The organism is Bacillus salacetis (assembly GCF_049177075.1).
In the GTDB taxonomy this organism is placed as follows: domain Bacteria; phylum Bacillota; class Bacilli; order Bacillales; family Bacillaceae_B; genus Rossellomorea; species Rossellomorea salacetis_A.
In genome coordinates, this window is the sequence record NZ_CP185377.1 from 4,025,786 (window position 1) to 4,044,036 (window position 18,251).

The window sequence follows — 18,251 nt, forward strand, 5'->3', positions numbered from 1 at the left end:
TTACAAATTATTGAAAGTAAACTAAGATTTTTCTAGCACTATTAAATTCTATGTAAAGAGGGGTAAGAATGCTTGAAAAGGTCATCTAAGATATTATCCTGTTTCTTGATGTTTTTGTTGTTGTTTCAATTTTTCCCGCAGCCACAGTCTCAAGCGGCAGAAACGGTTTTACCTAATGTGGAAGGCGGATTCTCTCATTCCATTGCGTTAAAGAGTGATGGTTCGATTCTGGGATGGGGATCCGGGAAGGAAGGACAGCTTGGGGCTGCAACAGCTTCAATTGAAAATCAGCCTATCCAGACGTTTAAAGAAGATGGAGAAGTGATTTTCGGATTCACAGCCATCCAGCCCTCGAAAGGCAACAATCATACGTATGCCCTGCACAAGGACGGGACCGTCTGGACATGGGGGAGCTTCAATATTTATGGAAGTTTTACGACAGACTGGGGATTGTATTGGAAGCCTGTGCAAATCCCGACAGCAACCGGTGCTCCACTGCAGGATGTCGTCCAGATTTCGGCAGGAATGACTCACTTGATCGCATTGAAAGCGGATGGAACGGTTTGGACATGGGGATTTAATCTTAAAGGGCAGCTTGGCGATGGCACCTTCGAAAATCGCTCAACTGCTGTGCAGGTCAAGCATGACAACGGCACTCCGTTGACAAACATCATTTCCGTCTCGGCAGGAGATCAGCATTCCATGGCCCTGACTGCCGATGGCAACGTGTGGACATGGGGGGGAAATGACCATGGCCAACTAGGGAATAATACAAAAACGAATAGTCCTTTTCCAATTAAGGTGAATGATCAATCCGGTGAAATTCTCTCCGGCATAACCTATATCGCAGGTGGTGACAAAGCCTCTTTTGCCATTAGTGAAGATAAAACGGTCTTAGGATGGGGTTTTAATGAATACGGCCAGCTTGGCGACGGGTCAAAAGTGAGCCGGCATTTTCCTGCCCCTGTAAAAAATGCGGACGGCACTGATTTCACAGATGCGAAAAGTCTGTCAATCGGCGGGTCCTTTGTCATTGCTCTTTCTGAAGAAGGGAATGTATACTCCTGGGGACGCAATCAACTTGGACAGCTCGGGAACGGGAAGATCGAGGTTGCCAATACTGTTCCAGAGCCAATTATGTTAACAGACAATACGAATCTAGCTGGTGTCGTTTCCATCGGGACCGGCTGGCACCATGCGTTTGCAGTTAGAAAAAATGGAACCGTGCTGGCTTGGGGTCTTAACCTCGAAAGCAAACTGGGGTTGGATGTGGAGCGGAATCAGCTGACACCGGCGCAAAAAAAGAATCTAGACGGAACTCCTTTCACATTAACATCCAATACAGATTTCCAGGCACCTGGTGAAGTTGCGTCTCTATCCTCTGTAAAAAAGGATAAGGAGATCCAATTCACCTGGGCTCAGCCACACGATATTGATTTTTCTCATGTTAACGTGTATAAAAGCGGGAAGAAAATCAAGGAAGTCACCGAATCTCTTTTTACCGATACGAATGTCACGGAAGGCACTCATCGGTATATTTTTACAACAGAGGATCAGACCGGGAATGAATCCGCAGGGATTTCAATTGATGTGTCAGTGACCATTCCTGTGCCCGCTGCTCCGGCGGTTCTTCCGATAACGGATCAGGACACACAATTATCAGGAACTGCTGAACCCTTTGCAACGATTACCGTAAAAAAAGACACACACCTATTAACAAGCGGAAAAGCAAGTGACAGCGGATACTTCGCGCTGCCAATTGCCAGACAAGCCGCGGGTACCGTTTTAACAGTCATCGTTGAAAATTCTTATGGTAAAACCAGTGATCCTGCAACAGTAGAAGTAGCGGATAAAACCGTCCCTGTTTGGCTTGAAGCTGCGATGACAGCGGATCAGATCACCCATAACAGCCTGATTCTGAAGTGGGCGCCCGGATCAGATAATGTCGGCATCGCAGAGTACCAAATCTATCAGAACGGAACACTCATCGGCTCAGTTGGAAAAGAGACGAATTTTACCGTAACAGGGCTGAACCCAGGCACAAATTACACGTTTAAGGTTGAAGCGGCCGACGCCGAAGGAAACAAGTCTGTGCCTTTATCAAAGCAGGTCAAAACGAAGATAGAAGTTTCAAGGATCTTCGGGGCCGATCGATTCCTGACGGCAAAGGCCATCTCGGAGAACGGCTGGGCGAGCGCAGACACCGTCTTTATTGCAACAGCCTATGATTTCCCGGACGCGCTTGCAGGTGCGCCATTAGCGTATCAATATGACGCACCGATTCTTTTGGCAGGCAAAAAAGATTTAACCGCTGAAACAAAGGATGAGATACGCAGGTTAGGTGCGAAAAAAGCGGTCATCCTTGGTGGACCGGCGGCTGTTTCTACTGAAGTAGAGGCCTCCATCTCCAGAATGGGGCTCACAGTGGAAAGAATCAGCGGCCAGAACCGGTTCGAAACCGCGGCTAAAATCGCAAAGCGATTGGGGTCATCTAAAAAAGCCGTCATTGCTTATGGCTATAATTTCCCTGATGCCCTCTCCATGGCTTCTTACGCTGCGCAGAATGGTTATCCCATCCTGTTAACCGGCAAGGATTCCATACTGCCTGCACCGACCGAGACTGCACTTGCCTCTATCTCTGAGACACTGGTGGTAGGCGGAGAAAGTGTCATCAGTTCTAAAGTAATAGGGCAGTTACCGAGACCGGCAAGAATCAGCGGGGAAAATCGATTTGCCACCTCAGCTGCTATTGCATCAGCCTATTACGCGGATAGTAAGACGGCCCTGCTGGCGAACGGGTACGGCTTTGCCGATGCCCTCACAGGATCCGTCCTTGCAGCCAAACAAAACGCACCACTCCTATTGGTCCGCCAAGACAGAATCCCGGATGAAATCAGCACCTTCATCCAACAAAGCAGCTTAGGAAGCTTCAGGATCCTAGGGGGAGAAGCTGCAATCTCCACCGACGTAATGCCGTAGAATCATATCATAACACTAAGAAAGCCCAGAGCCTTAGCGCCCTGGGCTTTCTTTCTTGGAGTAGAAATAGAGAAGAGCTCCCTTCAGCGCACTAACGCGATGGGGGACAGTCCCCCATCGCGTTAATGTGCTAAAGGGAAATGCGTTTCTTTTGAATTCCTTCGTATGATTCTGCTAACATTGTAATAGTACTGAATTATTAATTAATTTACTGGAGGGATTTCATGAAGAAAATAAAATTAATAAGTTTTTTAATGGCAGTGATGCTTGTCCTTGCTGCGTGCGGAACGAATAATGCAGCAAATGACGACAGTGGTGATGAAGGCAGCTCCGGCGACAGCGGCGGCACTACATACACTGTGGGTACGGATACAACTTATCCTCCGTTCGAATTTGAAGAGGACGGCGAGTATAAAGGAATCGATATCGACTTGATCAATGCGATTGCTGAAGAAGAAGGTTTCGAAATTGAATTGAAACCAATGGATTTCGGCGGAATCATCCCTGCCCTGCAGGCTGACCAGCTTGATGTGGCAATTGCCGGTATGAGTATTACCGACGAGCGTAAAGAAAAAGTTGACTTTTCCGATCCATATTTTGACGCAGGTTTAACACTTGTTGTTTCAGAAGATAACAACGACATTACCACTGTTGACGATTTGGAAGGTAAAATTGTCGCCGTTAAAAATGGTACAACAGGCGCCGACAAAGCGGAAGAGCTGAAAGATGAAGTCGGCATCAAGGAAATCCGCCAGTTCAATGACAGTCCGTCCATGTTCCAGGAAGTTGCAAACGGAAACGCCGATGTTCTAATCGAGGACTATCCGGTTATCGCCTACGCAATCAAAACAAAGGATCTTGGATTGAAAACAGTCGGTGACCGCCTGAACGGTGATCAATATGGAATCGCCGTACTAAAAGGGGAAAACCAGGAACTGCTTGATAAGATCAACAGCGGCCTTCAAAAGCTTAGAGACAGCGGAGAATATGATGAAATCCTGAACACTTATCTGGAAGAGTAAACACTCTGCAGCGCGCTCCTCAGGCGCGCTGTCTTTTTTAAATTTCACAGCATGAAAGGAGAAAAGCCATGGATGTCATAATAGAAATACTTCCAATGTTATTAGATGGATTACAGCTCACGGCTTACATAACCGCCGTTGGTCTGTTTTTTGGATTCATCCTCGGGTTGATTATAGCGCTATTACGCTTATCACCGATCGCACCTTTAAAGTGGATTGCCATATGGTTCATTAACTTCGTTAGGGGAACTCCCTTCCTGGTTCAGTTATTCTTTATTTATTTCGGGTTGAACTCATTAGATTTCATCTCTTTGCAACCAATCAACGCAGGTATTATCGGGATTGCTATTAACGCCGGGGCCTATATTGCCGAAATCGTCCGTGCCGGAATCCAGTCCATTGATAAAGGTCAGACAGAGGCAGCAAGGACATTGGGATTGTCGAGCGGACAGACAATGCGATATATCATCCTGCCACAGGCACTAAGAAGAATGCTTCCGGCATTCGTCAACCAGGCAATCATCAGTCTGAAAGATACTTCCCTTCTTTCCGTCATCTCGGTTGCAGAGCTGACACAAAGAGGACAGACTGCCGTTTCTGCAACATTTGAAGCCTTTAAAATCTGGGGAGTCGTGGCACTAATGTACTTCATCCTAATTTATCTGCTTACAAAACTCGGCGACTTCGTAGAAAGGAGATATGAGCTGCGATGAGTGTTATACAAGTCAAAAATCTCAAAAAATCTTTCGGGGATTTGGAAGTCCTCAAAGACATTAGTACAGATGTAAAAGAAAAAGAAGTGGTCTGCGTCGTAGGACCGTCCGGCTCAGGGAAAAGTACATTCCTCAGGTGCCTGAACAAGCTCGAAGAAATCACGGATGGCCAGGTCATCGTGAACGGAAACGATATTACGGACCCTAAAATCAATATTAATAAAATCCGTCAGGAAACAGGCATGGTGTTCCAGCACTTTAACCTCTTCCCTCACAAAACGGTGCTTCAGAATATTACGCTAGCTCCGATGAAGACAAAAGGTGTCAACAAGGAAGATGCCAAGAAAAAAGCACTGGAGCTGCTAAGAAAAGTCGGGCTTGAGGAGAAAGCCGAAAGCTATCCAGGCGAACTTTCCGGCGGTCAAAAACAGCGTGTAGCCATCGCAAGGGCACTTGCCATGGAACCGAGAGTCATGCTGTTTGACGAACCAACCTCTGCCCTTGACCCAGAAATGATCGGTGAGGTATTAGAAGTTATGAAAGACCTTGCCCGTGAAGGAATGACGATGGTCGTCGTTACCCACGAAATGGGGTTTGCCCGCGAAGTCGGGGACCGTGTCATCTTTATGGATGGCGGTTATATTGTTGAGGAAAATGTACCAAGTGAGTTGTTTGGGAATCCTCAAAATGAACGTACGAAGGCTTTTCTTGGAAAGGTATTGTAGGGGCCAACTTAAAATCGGATAAACTATCAAAAAGGCTTAGAGATGAAGAAATCTCTAAGCCTTTTTTGTAAATAACAACTGGGAATACTTAACCTCCTAAAAACTAATCCTCATATCCTTTTACAAGATACCATGCTTTTAGTGAAAACCTCCTTGTATATTATGTGATTTAGACTTTCTGCAGGTATCCCTTCCCTTTGGTGCGTATTCCTATCCACAGTAAACTCCCCCTTTAAAATCCGCAGGCACCACTACTACCGGAACCTTTTGCAGGAAAAATAAGAGAAATTATTTTTGTCTTGTCGAACAAAGCCAAAAAACTACCATTTAAAAAATCCATAAACTTACAAAATATTCTCCCCCCTCCCTCTATAATTAGTTTGTACTACATAAAAAGGAGGAATTCTATTTGAAGAAAGAACTTGTCTCCATTGTTTCGAGTGCATTATTACTCACCAGTCTCATCACTGTCCCCGCACACAGTACGGTAACAGCCAAATCACCTTCGTCCCACTCTGTCACCATCGAATCTTCTAAACTTCTAAACTACGCAGGCAACAAGATAAAGATTGTTCGAGACAGCTTCGGTGTACCACACGTATATAGTGCAAAAGCTTCAAGTCTATTTTTCGGAACCGGTTATGCCATGGCTGAGGACAGGCTTTGGCAGGCAGAGCTTTCACGTATTGTATCCAGCGGCAGGATGAGCGAAGTGTTTGGACCAGGAGAGAAAAATAAAAATATCGCCCAAGATCAGGTCATTCGCCGGGATGGATATACCGATGAGGAAATCATGAAGCAGTTCAAAGCTCTTCCAAAACATATCCAAGAAGGGATGAATGCCTACATCGATGGAATCAACCATTATATTGAGACAACACCTGCTGCAGCCCTTCCACCGGAATTCGGTGGAGTAAAGCCAGCCAAATGGACCATCGTTGATTCTCTAAAAGTCCAGCAGCTGATGGTGCGTCGTTTCGGCGAGAGCGGCGGCGGTGAAATGCAGACTGCTGCACTTCTAAACGGTCTCGTAAATAAACTTGGCCAAGAAGGTGGAATAAAGGCTTTTGAAGCAGTCTACTGGGCAAATGACCCTGATGCTCCTGTCTCACTGACGGATGAAAACAATCAGGCAAATAAACCTTCACCGAAAAAGCCAAAAGTGCAAAAGTTCCCGAATGGTGACAAGGTTGCCGAACAAATGGAAAAAGAACAACAGATGAAGATTGATATTGAAAAAGCATATGGCTTTCCTCATAAAGGCGGCAGTAATGCGTGGGTCATCGCTCCTTCGCGAAGTGAATCCGGAGGCACCCTTTTATTAGGTGGTCCCCAGATGGGCTTTTCCGCTCCACAGATTGCCCATGAAATTGGCCTACACGGGGCAGGTTATGACTCAGTTGGGATGGCCTTTGCCGGTGCAGCCGGGATTCCATTGATTGGCCGAGGCAATGATTATTCCTGGACGACCACCACCGGAGGCGGCGATCAGATTGATACCTTTATCTTAAAACTTAATCCGAAAAATCCAGGTCAATATCTATTCAATGGAAAATGGACTGATTTTGAAGTACGGACAGAGACCATCAAACGAGCAGGACAAGAACCTTTTGAATTCCAAGTATACCGAAGCGTGCACGGCCCTGTTATTAATATTGATAAGGAAAAAGGAGTCGCATATGCCCAAAAACGTGCTCATTGGGGGCAGGAAGTCAATGCCATGGTAGGCTTCTGGACATTCAACCGTGCGCACAATATCCAGCAGTTTGAGAAGGGTGTCCATCAAATCCCTACATCCCACAACTTCCTCTATAATGACAAGCAGGGGAATATCGGGTTCTGGATCACCGGCAGGAACGCCATTCGCGCTGATGGAACAGACAGCCGTCTGCCAATGAATGGGGACGGTAGTGAAGAATGGAAAGGCATTGTCTCACCTGACACCCTTCCCCACGCCATTAATCCAAAACAAGGATACGTCGGGAACTGGAACAATAAGCCGAGTCCAGATTGGACAAATACTGAATGGGTCTTCGGAAAAACTCACCGCGTTCAGTTTATCCTTGACCAACTGGAAGCTGACGATGCGATTTCCTTTGAAGATATGAAAGAAATCAACAAAAAAGCTGGAACGATTGACCTTGATTCTTACTTTTTCAAAGACATCCTACTTGAAAAAATTGATAGAGAAGGACTTTCACTCGAGATACTTGAGGCTATTAAGTATGTAGAAGACTGGGATAGCTATCATAAAGATGAAGATAAAAATGACTCCTATGACGATCCTGGAAAGGCAATTTTCACAGACTGGTTTAAAAATGTTAAATCAACCGTACTGCAGCCATTCGCAGGAACTGGAGCTGACACCAATGACTTGCTGTATAATATTTTAGTTGCAGACAAAGACACCTTAAAGACTAAGTATAGTTTCTTAGAAGCAGTGGATTTGAATCAAGTTGTAATCGCTTCCTTAGTGGCAACAGTAGAGAAACTAAAAGGTGATTACACCTATCCTGTGCGAAAAATCAACTTTAGCAGTCTAGGTGCAGGCAAGGCTGACCCTATTTTCTACATGAACAGGGGCACCTATAACCAGATCACTTCATTTACGAAGAAAGACATTACCAGCGTCAACATCCTTCCTCCTGGTCAAAGCGGCAACCCTTACTCAAAACACTTCGACGACCAAAGGGAAATGTATGCTAATTGGGAATACAAGCCGATGGTGTTTGATATTTTAAAACCGAAGAAGAAATAACTCTGAAGAAAAAGGTCCCGTTTCTGAAAATTCGCCGTAAAAGAAGCACCAGCACGTGGGATTAAGGGGTTCACTTTTGAGGTGCAGAACAGTAAGTAACAAACCAAATCACGAAAATTTCATAAAACTATACACCTTCAAAAAAGCTTAGAGATGCAAGTATCTCTAAGCTTTTCTCATCCCATGACCTGCCCCCGCCCCCTCACCACAACCAGAATATGGTATAATATAAAAAGTTTTCAAAAGAGAAAGGAGGCTTTACCTTGTCCCCCTCCAGAGTCTTGAAATGGATTACCGGTGCCTTCGAAGCTGTTCTTGGCATCCCCGTCCTTGGAGCTGCCATTGTAATTGGTTTCTTGTGGTTTCCGCTTGTCATTATGCTAGTCTTACATATCATAACCCTGGTTCTGACCGCTAAAGATGAAGGTGCGAAGACGGGAAGCATTTTAGGAATCGTCACCTCCTGCATCGCCTGGATTCCTTTTATCGGCATGATCATGCATATCATCTCGGCTGTTTTCCTGATGATTGATGCTTCCAAACCTGATAAAACATCGAGAAAGAATGTGCACTTCGCCAGCTAGCTGAAAGTGCCCGGTTCAGGTTCATATCCACTATTAAATCACTTTAAAAACTAGAAAAAAGCAGTCTAAAACGGACTACTTTTTTCTATGAATTCGTAATAAGAATAAATTTTATTCATTGAAGAAGGATACTTAATTAAGAGAAAATTTTTCCGTTAAACTGCAGAATTCAGCTGTGGAGAGGTAAATAAGGGAAGGATCTTCCGTTAAGCATCCGCAGCAACCCATTTTTCATGTTTTTTAAGTAAATAGCGGAAGATTTTCCCCCTATTTGACCTATTTTCCCCGACATTCCTTACATAAGGGAAATTTCTTCCCTTATGGTATAAGCTCATGGTGCCGGTGCTTTCTTGGTCCTCACTTTTAAAATCTAAATGCGATTTTAGATACGAAGCAAAAGATAAGCCGTATCAGCAATTAAAAACAGCATAAGAATAATTTCAAATTCGCATGCAAAAAGACATTGGATTTTAACATTTTGTATCTCAGATTGAATTACTAAAGCTGAAGCTTGTCTCCTTTATCGAACTATTTCTTCTTCCGCTTCTTCTTACGGGGTTTCTTCTTTTTCTGGACTTTAACCGGCTTCGTTTGGCGGTCCCACAGCGGAATTTCTTTTATCCTTTCTCCCATAAACATCTCTGCTAATGGGTAGAAGGACGGCAGGTTATCAAGGTCGACATCATGGTTAAATTCCTTCATCATCTTTTCAGAATCGGAACTCATCCCGCTTTCTTCTGTCTGTTCCCGGGATGGAAAAATGGGGACCTTTCCACTCGTCAGCTGATTAATAATCACCATTTCCCGCAGCGAAAGGGCTATGAGGGTACGTAACGTGTCTGCACTCACATCATGATAGGAAGCTGCTGAAAGCATGAGCTGGTGATAATGAAAGGCTGCATTTTCGATATCTCCGGCCTGTTCCAGAAGGTGAGCGATTGAATAGTGCGACTCAATCTGGCCTTGATGGATAGCCACAGACTTTTCATAAGCAGCCATCGCTAACTCCGGCCGTCCTCCCGTTCGGTATAAATTTCCCAACCTGTTCCACAAATAAGCATCTTCAGACCGCGCAAGAATCTTCGTTAAAAGATGCTCCTCTGCATCCGTCGCATATTGATGCGAAGTTCCATCAAATAAACTATTCTGACCGACATGGCACCGGTCACTCATCATTTCCGGCCCCATCATCGCCGTTAAAGCCAGCATCTTGATATCATTGGAATCCTTCCATTCCCCGGCAGCATTGCAGTGCTTGCAGCGAAAATAGCCAGTCAACTGAAGATAGCTTGAGACCTCATCTTCCTTCTGAAAATCAGGATTCACCACGACCAGACCAACATCGTACTTCCCCTTTCTCCCGCATGCCTTACAGGTCAGCATGAATTCATTACCAGAAGAGTCGCCGATGGATTTGCGGTTATCTCGAATCGTCTTTATATAGTTCCCTTTGACCGCTGAATTTATCGGGGACACAGGGATAGAGTCCAGCCCCTCCCCGGTGAGGGCATGGATAAAGCGTGGGTTGATTTGATGTTTCGGCATTTCAAAAATCCTCTCTATCATTCTCTTCCCTCTATTTTATCATAGGAGTGTGGGTCAGGGAGTCCTTTGTCCAGCCTGCTCTTGTTTGAAGTGATAAGAAATGGGTATTTAGTTATACCAAAAGGAAGAAATATACAACACCCCTGTAAACAAGGAGGCTGCCATGTTTAAAACCATTTCAGGCCATACAAAAAAGGTAGATAAAGGCTTTGAACTGAGTTATTTTAATCTCAGCTATCGAAGGAAAATGATTCGCACCATCTGGATGACCCACCCAGTCCCTGTCGTATTTATTCTATTAAGATATGTATTAGACTTGAATTTCACCATTTCCTTAATCATCACAATAATAGCCTTGGTCGGGAATCTGCTTCAATTATGGTACAACTATCATATGTGGAATAAGTATGAGAGATAGATAAACTTTAACACTTTAAAGCGATGGGGGACTGTCCCCCATTGCTTTAATGCGTTAAAGTACCCCCGATTTCCCTTCTAAGCAAAAAGCACCAGCCGCTTTGGCTAGTGCTTTTTGCTTGCTGGACAACAGAAGCTTCCCCGTGTCCTTAGTCGTTAACATAGTTTAACACTTGATCAATTACCGTACTGTTGATCCCGCCGCCAATTTGGTGGACCCGCTTAGCCTCTTTGGTCTGCAGGATTGACACCTGTGCGTCATCCAGTCCTTTTTGGGATGCGAGAAGAACCGGCACTCCCCATTTGGAAGCCAGAGGGCCTGCGGATAAAGCGTCGACGAGCTTTTCCGTCTCTGACTTGGCGATCATGATTGTAGGGTATTGTTGGCTTGTGTAAAACTTCTCGATAACCTTCGCATTGGTTTCATGACGGTTGATCCCGCTTATGCGGTTTCCTCCAACATCACTTGCCGTAATCCGGTTCATTTCACTGATGATCCCCTGTTCAAGCACAGTGGTCCCACCAATAAAATACGATGTTGATAACTTTTCAGCTTTCAACCAATCATACGTAGATTTCGGTACTTCTTTTTTCTCTACTAAAATGATCGGCTGCTTCTGGATCCCGGATTGTGCTGCAATCGATAATGCGTCCGGCTCTCCTTTACCATACGCGAGGTAGGCTTCTGAAACATCCACCACTTTGTCGAGTTCTTGCGCAATCATGAGAGATGTTTCATAGCGGGTCAAGCCGCCCAGTCTCGATACGCTGTATCCCTTCGTCCGTAAGCTTTCTTCTACCTTGTCAAAGATGACGGTTGTTCCACCAATCAGCACAACCTTACTTGCACCGAGGCGTTGAATCTCTTCCAGCGTTTCAGCTGGTATTTCGTCTTTTTTCGTTAATAAAATCGGGGCATCATAAGCAGATGCCAAAGGAGTTGCGGTTAGTCCGTCAGCTATTGCTCCTCCATTTACTAACAAGACAGTGTCCGATTTTTCCCAGCCTTGCATAGAAACTTCGACGGCTGTTGAGTATCTGGTTAGTCCGATGAGCTGCTGAAGTTCAGGCTTCACATCTTTTACTGTCAGTTTGGCTGCTTCACTAGTATTACCCGCTAAGTCAGCGGCTGTTATTTCTATTTCGGTACCCGCTTTTTGCTTAGGAATCTCTACAGTAAAATCCCCTGTATCATCAGCATTTGATGTGCCAATTTCGTTATTGTTAACCATGACTTTAATCAATGCTCCTGCTTCAGCTGTTCCCCGTACCTTTTGGTCCTGGTCAGTAACCGGTAAAACCTCAGGCTGGCTTGGAGCAATTTCATCAGCTACTACCACAACAACGCTGTCACTTCGGTTTCCTGCTTCATCTTCTGCAAAAATCGTCAATTCTGTGGCAGCAGGCTGTTTCTCCACTAAGATTTCAAATGTTCCCGCGCTATCCGCTTTGCCTTTAGCAATCTCCGCTGATCCTGCTTTTACATAAACAGTTGCATTTGCTTCAGTCGTACCCGTTACTTTATCAGACTTATTGCTAAAACTGTTTACGACAGGCTTCGCTGGTGCCGTTGTATCTGTCACCTTGATAAGCGAAGGTTCACCTTGGTTTTCCGCTTGATCGACAGCATAAACAGTAAGTTCAGTTCCTGCTTTCTGTTTTGTAATCGAAACCAGGAAATCACCATTTTCATCAGCAATTGCTTGCCCCAGCTTGGTTCCATTCGCTTTAACAAATACAGTCGCTCCGGCTTCCGTCTTGCCTGTAACCTCTGTGGACTGGTCGCTGACTTCGTTCACCAGAGGTTGCTGAGGGCCAGTTTTGTCTTCTACTTTTACCAGCTCGGCACTGCCTTGGTTTCCAGCTTGATCAACCGCATACACACTCAATTCTGTGCCGGCTGTTTGTTTCGAAATTGAAACTGCAAAATCACCAGTTTCTGTTGCGACAGCATGTCCAAGTTCAACTGTTCCCTTTTTAACATAAACCGTTGAATTCGGCTCTGCCGTTCCAGTTACTTCCGTGGATTTGTCACTCACACTGTTCACGACAGGTTTCTCTGGACCTGTTTTATCTATTACCTGGATTTTCACAGATTCCCCTTGGTTACCTGCCTTATCGACGGCATACACTTCAAGGTCTGTTCCTGCTTTTTGCTTTGTAATCGCAACAAGGAAATCACCATTTTCATCAGCAATTACTTGTCCTATCTCTGTTTCATTCACTTTAACAAAGACAGTAGCGCCTGCTTCCGTCTTGCCTGTTACCTCCGTGGACTGGTCGCTGACTTCGTTCACCTGAGGTTGCTGCGGGCCTGTTTTGTCTTCTACTTTTACCAGCTCGGCACTGCCTTGGTTGCCTGCTTCATCAACTGCGTATACACTCAATTCAGAGCCGGAGGTTTGTTTCGAAATTGAAACGGTAAATTCTCTAGATTCGGCTGCAACAGCATGTCCAAGTTCAGCAGTTCCCTTTTTAACATAAACCGTTGAATTTGGTTCTGCCGTCCCGGTTACTTCCGTCGATTTGTCGCTGACACTGTTCACAACAGGCTTCGCTGGTGCGGTTTTATCTGTTACGTTTACCATCACAGATTCCCCTTGATTACCTGCCTTATCGACAGCATACACTTCAAGGCCAGTTCCTGCTTTTTGCTTTGTAATTGTAATGGCAAATTCTCCAGTGGCACTCACATGTCCATTCGCAATTTCAGTAGAACCGTTTATTATATAAACATCAGAATTCGGCTCTGCTGTCCCCGTTACTTCTATGGTCTTATCACTCACCTCATTAACAACCGGCTTAGTTGGAGCCGTGACGTCAGGGATCATCACTTCCTTGCTGGTGATAACCTGATTCTCGGCATCCAGCACGTCAAAAACAAGTATTGAATTTTCACTTTGCTTTTCAACAGTAAAATTGAAATTACCTGCTTCATCAGCATTGGTCTCCGCAATCTGTTGTCCATCCACCGATAATACCACTCGTTTGTTCGCAAGTGTTTTACCCTCGATCAACGTTGTATCCTTTGCAATTTCTTTTAAGTACAAATCATAAACATTGAACGTTTTAGTGTGTTTGAACCCCTGTGTATCAACTAACTCCAGTTGAAGATTTTGATAGGCACCCAGAGTAAAATCTTTCAGCCTGAATGTACCGTTTGCATTAAGATTGATTGATTGCCCATTTATTTTGGCACTGACAAACGGCAGGGTTGCGCCAGTGATAGAAACTTTTCCTGCATCGCTGATTATAGGCGTATCGTATAGAACCACTGGCACGTCCTTAAATAGCGGATAGGAGATATTGATACTTGAAATGGAATTAGATCCTGATAAAATCGCCTGACCATCGGAAGGGTAGTAATAGCCGAATGTCATGTAGCTGGCACGCAGCTCTCCCGTTACCTTCAGGCCGCCATAACTCCGCAGCCCTCCAAGGACATAGATGTTTCCATTAATGGTTACATTACTGTTTATCGTCAGTACTGCCCCCGGTGCTATGTAGACATCTGAATTGATCGTTTTATAGGACCAGGTTTCGTTTGAAGTCACGATTCGGGCATCAAGCGTCTCTACATGCGGCAGTACTGTAAACTCTCCGCTGCTTAAATTGGTTTCGCTAGCCTTGACTAGCAGCTTGTTTTGGTTGGTGTCAGTTATTTCGATAGAATCCAGAATCCACTGCCCTTCTTCCGTTTGGTCAGTTATGTAGAATTCCCCTTGAAGAAGATTCTTTTCCTTGTAGTAAATAAACGGTACTTCTTCTTTGGTTCCCGTAATAGGGGAGGTATAAATCAGCTTACCCCCGTTTAAGTTCGTATCATCAGTTGCCTCTACGTTAATAAAGACATACTGCCCTGATTCGGCTTCTAAGCTGTCGACGGCTACAGAGTGAAACATTGGAGCATTAGTTTCTCTAAAGACTTTGAATCCCGCAGGAGCCAATTTTTCTGCTTCCTTATTCAAAAAAAGAGTTCTTGCATTATTCGATGTATCGATGATGTGAACATAGTTAATCTCATAGAAACCCAGTTCACTATTTTCGTTTATATAAATGTCGCCTTCATAAGTACCATTTTCTTCATTAAACTTCATTGGCACATAAATGGATTTTTTCGTAATGGGTGCTGAGTAATACACATAAACTTCTTTTATCCCTTGATCATCAGTGGCCTTGACACTTACCTGTATGGTATCGCCTATGGTACCTCTTTGTCCATCCACACTGATACTTTCAAAGACAGGACTGGTCACATCAGGATTTGTCCCACTTACTGTAAACTCCCCTGCCATCAATTCATCTGCACTATTGTGTTGAAAAAGAGATGTCGCGTTATCGGAAGTATCCACGATATGAATATAATTTAGTTTATATACACCAGATTCGTCCGAGGTGTCGATTTGAAACTTCCCCTCATAAGCATCTGTTTCTGGGTTATAAGAAACGGAAACCGGCACTGACTTTTCTGTAGTTGGTGTGGTGTAGTAAACACTTACACTTTTTATCCCGTGATCGTCTTCAGCCTTTACGTTGACATTAATGATTTCTCCGACTGTTCCTTCTTTAGGAGTTACATTAATACTTTTAAAAACAGGAGGCGTAACATCCGGATTTGTTCCTGTTACAGTAAATTCACCGCTCTTCAACTTTTCAGCACTGTTATGTTGAAAAAGGGCTGTATCATTATTGGATGTATCGATTACTTGAACATATTCAATTTTGTAAATTCCTGACTCATGACTCGAGTCTACCGTAAGAGTCCCCTCATAAAGACCAGCATTATCGTTATAACTCATTGGGACACGTACAGACTTCTTGGTGACAGGGGCAGTGTAATAGACATTAACATCTTTTATTCCATAATCATCATGAGCACTCACACTCACTTTTATGGTATCCCCTAAAGTGACTTCACTTGTATCTACACTTATACTTTCAAACACAGGCTTGGAAACATCCGCTTCCGCCATAACCGAATTCGAAAAAATTGTACTTACTAATAGAATCAGTAACATAAAAACACTAAACGACTTTCTCACTTTCATTCTCCTACTCTAGTTATAAATTTTGTCGATATTCTTATTAAAACATAGACATTATCTGTAAACTAGATATTTTTTATCAGGCCAGAGGAACTGTTAAACTTTACCCCTTTAAAGCGGTGGGGGACAGTCCCCCACCGCTTTAAAGGGGTAAAGTACGCAACAACCAGCCCCCCTCCATCCCTTGTCTGAAGTCTGAATATTTTGTATAATTATGGTATTACTTGTAGAAGAGGATGTGTTGGTGTGCTGACTTTTGGATCGATTATGAAACAGAATGCTGAGAAATTCAGGGATAAGCCTGCTGTTATTTTTAAGGGGCGGGAATGGTCGTACAGTGAACTGAATTCTCGCGCGAATCAAATTGCAAACGCTTTCTTATCTAAGGGGTATAAGAAAGGTGATAAAGTATCCGTGATGATGAAGAATCATTCCGCTTACATAGAAATCATTGCCGGCCTTTCTAAAATCGGCGTTGTCATCGTCCCTATCAATTACCGTCTGGTAGGTTCAGAAATCGAATATATTGTGACTAATTCAGAGAGCCAAGGATTCATCACGACAGATGAATATGCGGATGAAATTGAAAAACTCTTGCCTGAATTGGACCATCTAGAAGATGTGATCGTTGTAGGCGAGACCACATCTGACAGCATGATAGAGTACGAGTCTTTTATGGCGAGAGGTGCAAAATCGGAGCCGGCGATGAGGATTGATGAAAAAGATACACTCTACCTCGGCTACACTTCAGGCACGACTGGCAAGCCAAAAGGTGTCGTCATCTCCCACCGCTCCCGTATGCTGACAGGGATGGCTGCAGCCTATGAATATAAAATTGATGAATCGGATATTCACATCGTGCCGGGACCGATCTACCATGCTGCACCGTGGATCTTCCTGATGATGCAGCTGATCGCCGGCGGAACCTTGGTCATCCAGGAATCCTTCGACCCGGAACAATTCCTTGCGGACGTGGAAAAGTACCAGGTGACCAACACGTTCATGGCGCCGACGATGTTCAACTTCCTTGTAAATCTGAACGAGGATACGAAGGAGAAATATGACGTCAGTTCCATGAGGGTCCTGATTTCCGCCGGGTCTGCCCTGCCGACTCAGACAAAGCTTGATGTCCTTGAATTTTTCAAAGACGCTGATTTGCACGAGTTTTACGGGTCAACCGAAAGTGCAATCACCCTTAATATCAAGCCAAAGGATATCCGTAGAAAGGAACGCTGCGTTGGGCAGCCTTTCCCTCTGGTTGAGTGCCTGATTTTAGATGATGAAAAAAATCCTGTGAACACAGGTGAAATCGGGGAGTTATATATCAAAGCTCCATACTTGCTGGATGAATACTATAAAAACCCGGAAGCCAACGAAGCTTCTTTCAAGGATGGCTACTTTACCGTCGGGGATATGGCCTTGCAGGATGACGAAGGCTACTATTACATCGTTGACCGCAAGAAGGATATGCTGATCAGCGGCGGCGTGAACATCTATCCAAGGGAAATTGAAGAAGCACTCTACTCCCACCCAGGCATCCTGGATGTAGCTGTCATCGGAGTCCCGGATCCTACTTGGGGAGAATCTGTTAAAGCCATCGTCGTTCCGCGGGAAGGAACTACTTTAACCGAGCAAGATATCATTGACTACTGTGAAGGAAAAATCGCCAGCTACAAAAAGCCGAAATCAGTCGACTTTGTAAAAGAGCTGCCGCGAAACCCTTCCGGCAAAATCCTGAAAGTTGAACTGCGATCTCAATACTGGGACAATAACGAAGTCAAAATATAACGGGACATGGGGACAGGTCCCGCGTCCCGCCTGAAGGAGAATAAACAATGAAAAACAAAGTAATCCTGGTAAGTTCCGACCAACTCGGCAAAGGAGATCAAGAACTTGGTGAAGGGGTTCTAGAAACGTTCTTCACCCTATTAAAACAGCGTGACGACAAACCAGAAGCCATCTTCTTAATGAACCGTGGCGTATTGACGCTAACAGAGCAGTCTCTGGTCTTGGTCCATCTAAAAGAAATCGCAGAATCCGGGGTTCCGGTGTATGCCTGCAAAACCTGCGTTGACTATTATGATGTAGAAGCACAACTAATCGCAGGTGAAATCAGCGGCATGGGTCACTTTATCGATCTTGCCAGCAAGCATGAAGTATTGACGATTGCCTGAACGGGACGGGGCCAGGTCCCTGCCCCCCTTGTTCGATATAGAACTCTATCACCTGTGAATGAGGTTTTATATCCTATTAAAGAAACTCGCCAATTACTATAAGGGATTCCATTGCAGGAGAGAAAATTACATATAGCACCGCAAATAGCAGGCTGATTCGCATATGACCTGCTTTATTATTTGTTCTTGTGAAAATGTTTACATCGTGGGAAGTGACTTGTTATCTCGAAGCCTATTCTTGACGAGATGAGCCTCTTGTGAGGGTTTGTGTGATACGATTGTAAGTCAT

Annotated in this window: 11 protein-coding genes; 9 read left to right on the top strand and 2 right to left on the bottom strand. The window is 44.5% G+C overall.

Going from position 1 to position 18,251, the window contains the following annotated elements:
- The first annotated feature begins 72 nt into the window (after positions 1–72).
- The 6 genes from ACOJQI_RS20755 (at position 73) to ACOJQI_RS20780 (ending at position 8,781) form a co-directional block, all read left to right on the top strand.
- The gene (locus ACOJQI_RS20755) at positions 73–2,979 is read left to right on the top strand and encodes a cell wall-binding repeat-containing protein (protein WP_421381678.1); all 2,907 of its coding nucleotides are present in this window, start codon (positions 73–75) and stop codon (positions 2,977–2,979) included.
- A gap of 224 nt (positions 2,980–3,203) precedes the next feature.
- Entirely contained in the window at positions 3,204–4,001 is a 798-nt protein-coding gene (locus ACOJQI_RS20760; RefSeq protein WP_421381680.1) for a transporter substrate-binding domain-containing protein, read from the top strand.
- 68 nt (positions 4,002–4,069) lie between these two features.
- On the top strand, positions 4,070–4,714 hold the full coding sequence (locus tag ACOJQI_RS20765) for an amino acid ABC transporter permease (RefSeq protein WP_421381682.1): 645 nt from the start codon (positions 4,070–4,072) through the stop codon (positions 4,712–4,714).
- On the top strand, positions 4,711–5,439 hold the full coding sequence (locus ACOJQI_RS20770; RefSeq protein WP_421381684.1) for an amino acid ABC transporter ATP-binding protein: 729 nt from the start codon (positions 4,711–4,713) through the stop codon (positions 5,437–5,439). The genes ACOJQI_RS20765 and ACOJQI_RS20770 overlap by 4 nt, the downstream gene beginning before the upstream one ends.
- A gap of 409 nt (positions 5,440–5,848) precedes the next feature.
- A complete protein-coding gene (locus ACOJQI_RS20775) occupies positions 5,849–8,197 on the top strand; it encodes a penicillin acylase family protein (protein ID WP_421381686.1) in 2,349 nt (782 codons plus the stop codon).
- A gap of 263 nt (positions 8,198–8,460) precedes the next feature.
- Positions 8,461–8,781, top strand: a complete 321-nt coding sequence (locus ACOJQI_RS20780; protein WP_421381688.1) for a hypothetical protein — start codon at positions 8,461–8,463, stop codon at positions 8,779–8,781.
- Between the two features lie 528 nt (positions 8,782–9,309).
- Here the strand turns inward: ACOJQI_RS20780 and ACOJQI_RS20785 are convergent.
- Positions 9,310–10,326 (bottom strand): tetratricopeptide repeat protein, encoded by a 1,017-nt coding sequence (locus ACOJQI_RS20785; RefSeq protein ID WP_421381690.1) that lies wholly within the window; start codon positions 10,324–10,326, stop codon positions 9,310–9,312.
- Positions 10,327–10,489: 163 nt separating this feature from the next.
- Between ACOJQI_RS20785 and ACOJQI_RS20790 the strand changes: the two genes are divergently transcribed.
- Positions 10,490–10,744 carry a hypothetical protein gene (locus ACOJQI_RS20790; RefSeq protein WP_421381692.1) on the top strand — a complete coding sequence of 85 codons (255 nt, stop codon included), beginning with the start codon at positions 10,490–10,492 and terminating at the stop codon, positions 10,742–10,744.
- Positions 10,745–10,892: 148 nt separating this feature from the next.
- Here ACOJQI_RS20790 and ACOJQI_RS20795 read toward each other — a convergent pair whose 3' ends face one another.
- Positions 10,893–15,785, bottom strand: a complete 4,893-nt coding sequence (locus tag ACOJQI_RS20795; RefSeq protein ID WP_421381694.1) for an Ig-like domain-containing protein — start codon at positions 15,783–15,785, stop codon at positions 10,893–10,895.
- A gap of 249 nt (positions 15,786–16,034) precedes the next feature.
- On the opposite strand from ACOJQI_RS20795, the gene ACOJQI_RS20800 reads away from it, so the two are divergent.
- Positions 16,035–17,576, top strand: coding sequence for a class I adenylate-forming enzyme family protein (locus ACOJQI_RS20800; RefSeq protein WP_421381696.1), 1,542 nt, complete (start codon positions 16,035–16,037; stop codon positions 17,574–17,576).
- Between the two features lie 47 nt (positions 17,577–17,623).
- Entirely contained in the window at positions 17,624–17,962 is a 339-nt protein-coding gene (locus ACOJQI_RS20805; protein WP_421381698.1) for a DsrE family protein, read from the top strand.
- The last annotated feature ends 289 nt before the right edge of the window (positions 17,963–18,251 follow it).